At 40.4% G+C, this 11,222-nt stretch carries 12 protein-coding genes; 5 read left to right on the top strand and 7 right to left on the bottom strand.

What is annotated here, in order from left to right:
• Positions 1–18: 18 nt before the first annotated feature.
• Both I5349_RS02540 and I5349_RS02535 read right to left on the bottom strand, forming a co-directional pair.
• Complete coding sequence (locus I5349_RS02540; protein WP_226389504.1) at positions 19–1,923, bottom strand: DNA topoisomerase IV subunit B; 1,905 nt, start codon at positions 1,921–1,923, stop codon at positions 19–21.
• A 98-nt stretch (positions 1,924–2,021) separates the two neighbouring features.
• Positions 2,022–2,507, bottom strand: coding sequence for a hypothetical protein (locus I5349_RS02535; protein ID WP_226389157.1), 486 nt, complete (start codon positions 2,505–2,507; stop codon positions 2,022–2,024).
• Between the two features lie 113 nt (positions 2,508–2,620).
• Here I5349_RS02535 and I5349_RS02530 point away from each other — a divergent pair, with 113 nt between their 5' ends.
• Both I5349_RS02530 and I5349_RS02525 read left to right on the top strand, forming a co-directional pair.
• Complete coding sequence (locus I5349_RS02530; RefSeq protein ID WP_226389156.1) at positions 2,621–3,859, top strand: sterol desaturase family protein; 1,239 nt, start codon at positions 2,621–2,623, stop codon at positions 3,857–3,859.
• Positions 3,837–4,229 (top strand): hypothetical protein, encoded by a 393-nt coding sequence (locus I5349_RS02525; RefSeq protein ID WP_226389155.1) that lies wholly within the window; start codon positions 3,837–3,839, stop codon positions 4,227–4,229. The genes I5349_RS02530 and I5349_RS02525 overlap by 23 nt, the downstream gene beginning before the upstream one ends.
• 1 nt (position 4,230) lies before the next feature.
• On the opposite strand, the gene I5349_RS02520 is transcribed toward I5349_RS02525, so the two are convergent.
• Entirely contained in the window at positions 4,231–4,728 is a 498-nt protein-coding gene (locus I5349_RS02520; RefSeq protein WP_226389154.1) for a YkgJ family cysteine cluster protein, read from the bottom strand.
• 103 nt (positions 4,729–4,831) lie between these two features.
• Here I5349_RS02520 and I5349_RS02515 point away from each other — a divergent pair, with 103 nt between their 5' ends.
• Positions 4,832–5,191 (top strand): arsenate reductase family protein, encoded by a 360-nt coding sequence (locus I5349_RS02515; protein WP_226389153.1) that lies wholly within the window; start codon positions 4,832–4,834, stop codon positions 5,189–5,191.
• Here I5349_RS02515 and I5349_RS02510 read toward each other — a convergent pair whose 3' ends face one another.
• Positions 5,192–6,025 carry a CvfB family protein gene (locus I5349_RS02510; RefSeq protein WP_226389152.1) on the bottom strand — a complete coding sequence of 278 codons (834 nt, stop codon included), beginning with the start codon at positions 6,023–6,025 and terminating at the stop codon, positions 5,192–5,194.
• A gap of 166 nt (positions 6,026–6,191) precedes the next feature.
• Between I5349_RS02510 and I5349_RS02505 the strand changes: the two genes are divergently transcribed.
• The gene (locus I5349_RS02505; protein ID WP_226389151.1) at positions 6,192–7,082 is read left to right on the top strand and encodes a 3-hydroxyacyl-CoA dehydrogenase family protein; all 891 of its coding nucleotides are present in this window, start codon (positions 6,192–6,194) and stop codon (positions 7,080–7,082) included.
• Between the two features lie 132 nt (positions 7,083–7,214).
• Positions 7,215–7,841 (top strand): deoxynucleoside kinase, encoded by a 627-nt coding sequence (locus tag I5349_RS02500; protein WP_226389150.1) that lies wholly within the window; start codon positions 7,215–7,217, stop codon positions 7,839–7,841.
• 1,074 nt (positions 7,842–8,915) lie between these two features.
• On the opposite strand, the gene I5349_RS02495 is transcribed toward I5349_RS02500, so the two are convergent.
• The 3 genes from I5349_RS02495 to I5349_RS02485 all read right to left on the bottom strand — a co-directional run bounded on the left by I5349_RS02495 (position 8,916) and on the right by I5349_RS02485 (position 11,078).
• Positions 8,916–9,923, bottom strand: a complete 1,008-nt coding sequence (locus I5349_RS02495; RefSeq protein ID WP_226389149.1) for an alpha/beta fold hydrolase — start codon at positions 9,921–9,923, stop codon at positions 8,916–8,918.
• Positions 9,924–10,103: 180 nt separating this feature from the next.
• A complete protein-coding gene (locus I5349_RS02490; protein WP_226389148.1) occupies positions 10,104–10,463 on the bottom strand; it encodes a bleomycin resistance protein in 360 nt (119 codons plus the stop codon).
• A gap of 66 nt (positions 10,464–10,529) precedes the next feature.
• A complete protein-coding gene (locus tag I5349_RS02485) occupies positions 10,530–11,078 on the bottom strand; it encodes a Crp/Fnr family transcriptional regulator (RefSeq protein ID WP_226389147.1) in 549 nt (182 codons plus the stop codon).
• Positions 11,079–11,222 lie beyond the last annotated feature (144 nt).

Here is an 11,222-nt window from a genome sequence, read left to right as displayed (position 1 = left end):
TATTACTAGGTCAAAAAATCAAGCTGCTTCGATCTCTTCATCCTCCGCTACTATTTTATCAGCAGGATCATGCACCACATCCTTTTCTACCTTTAAGTTATCAATGATGAAGTTCTGTCTGTCAGGCGTATTCTTACCCATATAGAAAGTGAGCAAATCAGCTATTTTGGTTTCCTTTCTCAAAATGATCGGTTCTAGGCGAATATTCTCTCCAATGAAGTCTGCAAACTCCCCTGGAGAAATCTCTCCTAGTCCTTTGAATCGTGTGATCTCAGGCTTACTTCCCAACTTGTGGATCGCCCGCTGACGCTCCTCATCGGTATAGCAATAGATCGTCTCCTTTTTATTTCGCACCCTAAAGAGTGGTGTCTCCAAGATGTACAGGTGACCATTTTTGACCAGATCAGGGAAAAACTGCAAGAAATAAGTCATGATCAAAAGCCTGATGTGCATCCCATCGACATCGGCATCCGTAGCGATTACGATCTTTCTATAGCGCAGATTCTCTATACCATCTTCTATATTGAGTGCGTGTTGAAGCAAGTTAAATTCTTCATTTTCATACACAACCTTCTTGGTCATGCCATAGCAGTTGAGTGGCTTACCTCTGAGGGAAAAGACCGCCTGTGTCTGTACATCCCTAGACTTGGTGATGGAACCAGAAGCAGAATCCCCTTCTGTGAGGAAGAGCATGGTATTATTCTTAGCATCCTCATCCGCCTTTGGATCATCATAGTGTACACGGCAATCTCTCAGCTTCTTGTTGTGCAGGTTAGCTTTCTTAGCACGCTCATTGGCTAGTTTCTTGATCCCTGCGATGTCCTTGCGCTCACGCTCAGACTGGAGGATACGCTTGAGCAGGGCATCTGCAGCATCTTGGTGTTTGTGGAGATAGTCGTCAAGTGCTTTTTTGATAAAGTCATTGACGAAAGTACGCATGGTTGGACCATCAGGGCCTACACTCTGTGAACCTAGTTTCGTCTTAGTTTGTGATTCAAATACAGGCTCTTGCACTCTCACAGAGATCGCTGCTACGATACTTGCCCTGATGTCAGAGGCATCAAAGTCTTTCTTGTAAAAATCTCTGATCGTCTTCACTACCGCTTCCCTGAAGACTGCCAAGTGCGTACCTCCTTGGGTAGTGTACTGACCATTGACAAATGAGTAGTATTCCTCCCCATATTGATTGGAGTGCGTCATGGAGATCTCGATATCTTCTCCCTTGAGATGGATGATCGGATAGCGTGCAGACTCCTCATCTACTTTTCTGCGAAGCAGGTCAAGCAAGCCATTTTCAGAGTGGTACTTTTGCCCATTAAAGTTGATTGTGAGACCAGCATTTAGATAAGCATAGTTCCAGATTTGATTCTCTAGATACTCAGGAATGAAGTGATAATTCTTAAAAATGGTATTGTCTGGACGGAAAGTAACCAGTGTACCATTGCGCTGTGAGCTAGCTTCTATCGGAGCGTCATTGATGAGTACGCCTTTTTCAAACTCCGCCATCTTCGTCTGACCATCTCTAAAGGACTGTACTTTGAAGTAATCGGAGAGGGCATTGGTAGCTTTGGTACCTACTCCATTAAGACCAACAGACTTTTGGAAAGCTTTAGAGTCGTACTTACCTCCTGTATTGATTTTAGATACACAGTCAATGACTTTTCCCAAAGGAATCCCCCTACCGTAATCTCTGATTTCTACCTTGTGCTCACTAATTTTAACTTCTATCGTGCGGCCATTGCCCATCACAAACTCATCTATGGAGTTATCGATGATTTCTTTGACCAACACATAGATCCCATCGTCTTGTGCTGAGCCATCTCCCAACTTACCGATATACATCCCCGGACGGAGCCGAATATGCTCTCTCCAGTCAAGCGAGCGTATACTATCTTCGGTATATTGTATGTTTTCTTCTGCCATGGTATTGAATAGAAATGCGTTCAAATAAGCCTTTCAAGCCGATGCTCAAAAGGTCGATTGAATATAAAGGATTTTTTTGAAATAGATCGAACTACGACTCAAACTGTCATACTTTTTACCTTCTTGAAGAAAATAGAAAAAAGCATTACTATCCAAACGGTAAATAATATAGGACCGACATAGATCAGCCAAGTGAAGTAGTTGATATCAAAACTCTCCGTGGTATTGAGTAAAGAGAAAAAGAAGAGGATGATCGCTAAGAAGAAATTCAAGATCCCCCCGAAACTGTATATCCATGAAATCAAATTTTTCTTAAAGGCATAATCCACTCCGATGTATTGCTTGAGTGACTTGAATACATTGGCTTCTATTCCTCTGCCTAAAACAAGGAAAATCAAATTGAATAAGATAAAGATGCCAAGTGCTGAGTAGAAATAAACGGTCTTGCTCAAGGTGCTCAATGGCAGTCCATTGGTATCAAAATCATAGCCTACAGGATCAGGCAATCCCGCATAGCTGTACAATAAATAAACGATGAAAATCAACAGGGAAAATGTATGAAGGGCTTTTGCTATTTTGTCCATGAGATGTGGGTATTTTGAGCGCAATATAAATATTTTCGTAGGAAGAGTTTTAGTGAAAAGCTAAATAACATAACTTGTCACATCTAGTTATTTGATTCCTAGTACACAAAAACATGAACCTCAGTCCAGTAGTTATCGCGATTCCGATTTATTTTATCCTCATGGGGATAGAATTGGTCGTACATCGCCTACAAAAACACGAAAGTTATCGGCTCAATGATGCCATTACCAATATCAACTGTGGCGTAGTCTCCCAAGTATCTGGAGCATTCTTGAAAGTATTATCTATCGGGATTTACACCTATTTCTATGAGTTTTGGTCGATCACTAAAATTCCTAACAATATCTGGACGATCAGCTTGCTCTTTTTGCTCTATGATTTCTGCTATTACTGGGCGCACCGCATGAGTCATGAGGTCAACCTCTTCTGGGGTGGTCATAGTGTCCACCACCAAAGTGAGGAATATAATCTAAGTGTGGCTTTGAGACAAAGCTCTACACAAGTGATCTGGACATTTTTCTTTTACTTACCGCTCGCTTTTATCGGATTTGATCCTGTAAGCTTGGTTATCGTATCAGGAATTAATTTACTCTATCAGTTTTGGATCCATACGGAGTCTATCAAGTCACTGGGTTGGTTGGAATATATCCTCAACACCCCTTCCCATCACCGAGTACACCATGCGCGTAATCCAAAGTACATCGATAAAAACCATGGAGGTACCTTCATCATCTTTGACCGCTTATTTGGCACTTTCCAAAAAGAAGAAGAAAAGCCAACCTACGGTATCACCAAACAACTAGGTAGTTGGAATCCACTCTGGGCCAATGTCTCTCACTATGTGCAAATGGGTACAGAGATCAAGCAGATCCCCCACTGGAAGGATCGCTTAAGGTATGTATTTGCGAAACCAGGATGGCTGCCTGACTACCTTGGCGGCTATAGAGCACCTCACGAGCCTAGGCCTGATGAACGAAAGTTTGATACACCCTCTAGCCCTACTGCCAATGCCTATGTGCTTTTTCAATACCTGTGGGTATTGCTTTTCACTTCACTCTTTTTATTCAAACTCAGCGATTTTAGCACTCTACAAAAACTCTCCGCAGCTGTGATGATCATGTGGACTACAGTTAATTTCAGCGGGGTATTTGAAGGCAAAACGTGGTTTCGCTGGTTAGAGAGCATTCGCATCGCACTCTTCGCAGCATTACTTTATCTATTGCTGCCAATTAGTGGATTAGATACTGCTTATCTCAGCATTTTAGTCATCGGTTATGGGATCATTTCCTACCTTTGGTTCATCAAAGTCATATTCTCTTACAATCAACATGCAAAAAGCCTTATTTCGTAACCTAGTCATTCTCTTCATCCTTTTCATCAGTGCCTGTGGTGAAAAATTAGACACAGCGGATCTTGATTTAGCAGCTTGGCAACAAGATAAATACGGTTGTAACGGACTAAGACTAGAGCAAGTAGAAGAATTGACGCGTATCAGAGAAAACTTCAAAGGCGTCACAAACAAAGGGATCATTGCGGCACTGGGAAGACCAGATGAGATCGAACTCGTCAGTCAGGAACAAAAAATATTCATTTACTTTCTAGAGCCATCTCCTGAAAAGTGTGAGGATGCAGCAGCCAACGAGTTTCCTTTGAGGTTTTTTTTGAGGATGAATAGTCTCAATATCACCAATGAAGCCGTGATCGATAGGATCTCTCCTTGATTTATTGTCCAGCTGCTTTGCGCATGTTGTTAAGAACTTGTAGCACTGCAGGGCAAATTGTACTATTGGTCAATGTCAGGTTGAGAATTTGGTGCATTTTCTTGCGATTGGTATGTGGGTATTCACGACATGCTTTAGGGCGATCTTCATACACGAGGCACTTATTATCTTCTCCGAGAAAGGGACATGGTGATGACTGTAGCACATAGTCTCCCTCCTCATCTACCCTCAAGTACGTATCAATAAATGTCACAGAAGACATCCTAAAAGTCTTGGCGAGCCTATCTATATCCGTACGGATAAAAAGCGGACTGGTCGTCTTGCAACAATTGGCACAAGTCAGGCAATCCATCTGCTCAAAGACTGTATCATGGTGTCTTTCAAAAGTCTCATCCAATGTCTTTGGTTTCGACTTTTTTAGTTTTTTGATAAAATCTTTATTGCTTGAAAAATGGCTCTTAGATAATTTTTCAAAATCTTCAATATCTATCTGACTCATTTGAATATTCAATATTCTGACTAACCCACTAAATATGAAATAATATTTGACTTAATGCGTTTGATTTCATATATTTAACTGTTCATCAAATACTTAGCATATTATGAAAACGCATCCAAACGAACTTTTCTTCTATTATGCTCCCGAAAGCAATGGATCCAAACAAACACGCGCGATGGCTTATGCGATCACGCGCCATGTAAATGAGTTCAACTTTCAAAAGGAAAGACTCACCTCTACTGCTTGGCGTACGCTTCTCAATCTTTTAGGACTTAGGGCTAAAGACCTTCTCAACCGTGCGCATCCAGAATATCAAGCTAAGATCGCTGGACATGACTTTAATGATGAGGATTGGATCAATATTCTGATCAATCATCCTTACATGCTCAAGGCGCCCATTGCTGTCAAAAACAATCATGCGGTGCTCTGTAAGTCGCCTAATGATATTTTGAAGTTGGGATAGTTATTCACCCGCTATCAAACTAATTCCATCAGGAAGTAGTTTGACCACGTTATTTTTATAGAGGTTCCCTAGGGAAGCTTTGAATAATTTTTTGCTCATCCCCAACTTCTCTTTGATCACTTCAGGATCTGTACGGTCCGTATAAGGCAGGAATCCTCCTGCCTTTTCTAATACCATCATGAGCTCATCAGCCCCTTGCCCAAAGCGCGCTTTGCCGATAGGCGTCAGACTCAAGTCCACTTTACCATCTTCACGCACTTGTTTGATATAGCCTGTAATATTGTCTCCTATTTTTAGCTTTTTGAAAACCTGGTTTTCGAAGATCAAACCTTCATAAGTCTCATCGATCAGACAGAGATAGCCTAGATCTGTCTTTTTATATACCATTAGGTTGACCTGCTGCCCTTCACTCAGAGTCTCTGTATCTCGCTTTAGAAATGCCCTTAACTTTGACACGCCAATGAGGCGGTTGGTTTTGAAGTCTAAACAAACCTTGATCACATAGCGCTCTCCTTCCTTCATCGGCTCGCTCATTTCCTGCTTAGGGACAAAGAGGTCTTTTTCCAAGCCCATGTCCATAAAAGCACCTATTGGTAGTACTGCCTTTACTGTCAAGCAAGCAAAGTCATCCAATTGCGCTTTAGGCATCAGATTAGTTGCGATTAGCCTATCTTCAGAGTCTGTGTAGATGAAGACATTGAGGATATCTCCTGGCTTTTCCTCCCCTGTAGTGTATTTGGTAGGAAGCAATATTTGCCCCTTTTCTGAATTGAGATATAAACCAAAGTCCACCAAGTGGCTCACTTCTAACTGATTGAATTTACCGATTTGCATGCGTTTCTTTTAATTTGGCTCAAAGGTAAGGCTTTTTGACATGGAAAATCGTGAGATCTACCAACCATTCGGAATTTAAGTAGTTGAAAGATTGGAATTACGTCAGGACAGATTTAGTTTTGAATACCATAATACTAACATACATCCATATACTAATAACCCAAATATGAAGAATATAGCAGTAATCGGCTCTGGAACCATGGGCAATGGCATCGCCCACGTATTTGCGCAAAACGGCTTTGAAGTATCCCTTATCGACATCAATCAAGATGCGCTCAATAGAGCCATGGCGACTATCGAGAAAAACATGGATCGCCAAGTCAGCAAAGGCACACTCACCGAAGCTGATAAAAAGAAGGCTTTGAGCAATCTGACTACTTATACAGAGCTGAGCAATGTCAAAAAAGCAGACCTTGTCATTGAAGCCGCTACTGAAAACCTCACGATCAAACTAGACCTTTTTAAGCAACTGGACAACCTTTGCCAGCCTAGTACGATCTTAGCCTCTAATACTTCCTCTATCTCTATCACCAAGATCGCTGCAGTGACCAAAAGACCTGCGCAAGTGATCGGCATGCACTTCATGAATCCAGTCCCAGTAATGAAACTGGTAGAAGTCATCAGAGGCTATGCCACTTCAGATGCAGTGACGGAGCAGATCATGGCACTCTCTAAAACACTTGGCAAGATCCCTGTAGAGGTCAATGACTATCCTGGATTCGTAGCCAACAGGATCCTCATGCCGATGATCAATGAAGCGATCATCACATTATTTGAAGGTGTAGCGGGTGTAGAAGAGATCGATACTGTCATGAAGCTCGGTATGGCGCATCCTATGGGACCATTGCAGTTGGCTGACTTTATCGGACTAGATGTATGCTTGTCTATCTTGAATGTCCTACACGATGGCTTTGGCAATCCTAAATATGCCCCATGCCCTCTCCTAGTCAACATGGTGGAAGCTGGCTATAAAGGTGTAAAAACAGGAGAAGGGTTCTATCAATATACTCCAGGATCTAAAGACCTTGTGGTAGCTCCTCGCTTCTTGAAAAAGTAAGCATTTAAGCCTCAAAAAATTAAATCTCTCAGAGACAATGTGGTATCTGAGAGATTTTTATTTGTCTCTCAAATCCCTTTAGCCAATCAGGCTTTTTATTTATTTTCGCATTCCCCTATTCAAACAAATACCATGCATATCGCTATCTCAGGAAATATCGGCTCAGGAAAAACTACCCTCACAGACAAGCTTGCCAAACACTATGGCTGGGAAGCACAATTTGAGGCGGTGGATAATAATCCCTACTTGGCTGACTTCTATGAGGATATGCTACGCTGGTCCTTTCACCTGCAAGTGTACTTTCTCAATAGTCGATTTAATCAGATCATCCGCATTCGTGAAAGCGAAAAGAGTGTGATTCAAGACCGTACGATCTATGAGGATGCGCACATCTTTGCGGCAAACTTGAAGAAGTCGGGCTTGATTTCAGAGAGAGATTATGCCAACTACCTTGAGCTATTCAATAGCATGACGAAGTTTGTCAAAGCACCAGACCTTTTGATCTATCTACGTGCGGACATCCCTAAACTCGTCTCACAGATCCAAAAGCGTGGTCGTAGCTATGAGAACCTGATCCGCTTAGACTATCTCAAAAACCTGAACGAACACTATGAGGAGTGGATCGCTAATTATGACAAAGGCAAGCTACTGATCATTGATGTGAATCACCTAGACTTTGTGACTCATGTGGAAGATTTCTCAGAGATTGTATCTAAGGTAGATCTGGAGATTAATGGGCTTTTTAGTAAGCAGAGGTAAATCGGCTCAAAATCCTTTGTTTTTATCTATTTTGAAGAATTCATGGTATTCTAAGAATTTCCAAAAAGTGCCATTTTAGGGGTAGCGCAAAGGGTCTCTGAAAAAATAATGTCGAAGTATACTCGAGGAAGAGTCGAGGAAGAGTCGAGGATAACCCTGGGGAAACCCTAGGTAAAGTCGGATAAACATCAAGTAAATACCGCAGATTCTATCAATAGTGAAATTTTTAAGTGCTGTAGAGCTTCAAAAATGTCCTTGTACTTTTTCGGGAGGTAATTTCACTGAGATTTGACTTTGATTGGCTACAATATACTAGCTCAAAGAGCCACCTAAGATCCCGCCTGCCTCCAACAGGGAGGAAGTAGGTCGAATTAATTATTACCGCCACGAATGCACGAATGATAAAGTTCTGAAGGCCTGTCTGCCGCAGGCAGGCGCGCAACAAAAAGACCTGTCATATTTGGTATACTCTCTCCCAGTTACACCCTTACAGGGCTAGTGTTTGTAACGGAACTGACCAACATAGGGCTTCACCCTATGCTAGTCTGTCACGGCCATTCAGGCCTTTATTGTTTCATCCGATGCATATTGTGACCAGCTGGAAGAGGTAGGTCAGCAGGCTTTCTGCTACGAGATCCTTTCTATCGTCAGGATGACAAAACGGGCATGGGATCAAGAAACGGGCATTCCAGACCCAGAATGGGTCTCACCTGTCTCCTGAAGGGAGATGTTTATAGCTAATCGGTAGTGGATAGTTAACGACCCCGCCTACCTCCAACACGGAGGAAGTGGGTCGAACCTGCCTCCCAAAGGGATGGTAATGATAGGGTGATGTCAGCAATAGAGACGCCATAAATGGACGTCTCTACGATGATGGTGCAGATGATACAGCTCTTAAGGCAGGCGTGACATATTTATAGTCCCGCATGTGCGGGATGTAAACCGTGGGTTATGATGCTCGTACCACCTCCTTAAAATGGTTTCAACCATTTCGATGATTAAAAAGGAGACGCCATAAATGGACGTCTCTACAAATACACATTTGGAACAAAATCAAATAGAAAGGAAATACTTTCATTCACTTAACCAGTCTATAATCAAGGAAAGCGGTTCTTCATCCATTTGGTAAAGAGATGAGCCTACCTTTCCATTTCTATCTGTTAAATAATGATTCAATCCTTCATAAATATGAACTTCAATATTCTCATTTTCAAATGAATAAATCAAATTAACCTCCTTTTCATTGTCAATGATATTATCCTTCGTTCCTGTGAGATATAAGATAGGGATATTAGCTTCTTTTAGAGTAGCTTCTAAATCAATCTTTGACATTTCCACGAATAAATCATCCTTAGCTAGCCGAATAAACTTCTTTTGAAATCCACTCGCTTTGATGTAATTCTTTAAATCCTTTTTGAAGGAAGTTTTATCGCTCTCAGTCAAAACTTGCTTATAACCTTCCAAGAAGGTTAACACTTCTGTTTTAGATTTTCCCTGTCTCATTACCTCTGGTATACTATTCTCATAATCCATTCTAATTTGATGGATAACAAAATCACCATTTTTGATCACAGGAGTCTCTATCAGTATTAGAAATTCTGGACTAGTATGATTTTTAAATGACAATAAAGAGGCGACTCCACCAAGACTATGCCCTATAAAACCAATCTTTTTATCTGTATATAACTGTTTTATCTTATCAGTAGCAGCACTTATATCCCATGATAAAGTCTCAACAAGTTCAGAATATTCACCTTCAGATCTCCCTACACCTCTCTCATCAAATCGATATACAGCAATACCCGCTTTCAGAAGTTCTTCTGTTAGTACAAAATGGGCATATCGCGTGTCTTTTCCACTTCCTGGAACAATTACCGCTATTTTCTCAAAAGCTTGCTTGGGTTTAATCAAAGTACCAGAAAGTTGGATATCAGCTTCCATGTTAAAAAAATCAATATCCTCATATATGAAGTCATCCTTATTTTCTATTTCACTTTCGTAAGGAAATATATTCTGAGAATAACCTTTACTAAAAAATGCCAAGAGGTATATTAAAACTGAAATACCTTGAATAATCCTCATCTAGCCTCGAGTTTTAGCTTTTTAAAATCTTTAAGTATTTAAATATAGCAATCTAAATTTTTAGATTATCTTCTACATTTAGAGAACGCCTAGTTTGAAATATAATTTGGGATAGATATACTTTTTACGAAAATTAAACAATCAATTGCCTCCTGTTTTTGTGAGGTTTGATACAACCCTTTAGCTTTTATCCTGTCCGAAAGTGAGTAGGTTATTATCTGGATCTAGTAAAGCAAACTCCCTTTGACCCCAAGGCTTATTGGCCAAATGTCCGTTTGGGTGAATCTCTACTTTATTTTGAAGAAAATCCTGATACAGTTTATCCACATCCTTAGTACGTATGTAGATTTGACCATAATTCTCCTTTGGATCGAGTGTCTTAAACTCAAAAAAGTGAATTTGTAAGCCATCTTTTTCGACAATTAAATATTGGTCAAAGTCATCACTACCGATGTATTTGAAACCTAATTTTTCCACATAGTACGTGTAGGTCAAAGCCCTGTTACGCATGGGTATTTTTGGGATGATCGCTGTTAGCATAATGATATCTTTTTCTCAAAGGTTGTGATAAGTTCTTAAAATGACACTTGATTGAAATCAATAAATTCAACGCCTCGCCCTCACCCTACTCAATGTTTCAGGGGCTACTTTTAGGTAAGATGAGATCATTTTAAGTGGAAACACTTTCGTTAACTCTGGTTTTATCAAATTGATATAATGGTATTTGTCAGCAGGACTTAGTGAATTATCAAAAAGTGAAGTCCTGTGTTTAGTTTGGTTTAAAATGCTACCAAATTGTAAAAATGCTGGTGCTTGTGAACTAAGGTGATGAAAACTGTGAAGACTCAACTCAATTATTTCTGATTTGGTGAAAGCCTTGATCGTAGTATTTGAAGGCACTTGTTCGGTGAGGCTCTCTTGATTGAACATCCACTCATTTTGTAAATGCAAATCAATAATCACCTCGTCTGTATCAACAGTCTGAAATTGAAAAAATGCCCCCGACAGAATAAAGAAAAAGCTTTTGCATATCTCGCCTTCATGCAAGAGCACTTCATTTTTATCCAGCTTTCTCCTTAGTGCATATTTTTCAAATAATGCACTATCAAAGTCTGAGAATTGCCCTAAGTCGTCTAAAACTTCTTTTGTAGTCATTATACAATGTCTAAAATTTTGAGTCGCGTTTTGATATTATTGAGACTACCCTATCTGGTGATATCTATCTGATTTTGGGCCTTTTATCTCTACTGATGAATATAATCGAAATCTATTCAAGATTTCAACAGCTTGGCAAGATTT

Origin of the sequence: Penaeicola halotolerans (assembly GCF_016464625.1) — a bacterium.
GTDB classification, from domain to species: domain Bacteria; phylum Bacteroidota; class Bacteroidia; order Cytophagales; family Cyclobacteriaceae; genus Penaeicola; species Penaeicola halotolerans.
This window is presented reverse-complemented; position numbering and strand designations above follow the sequence as displayed.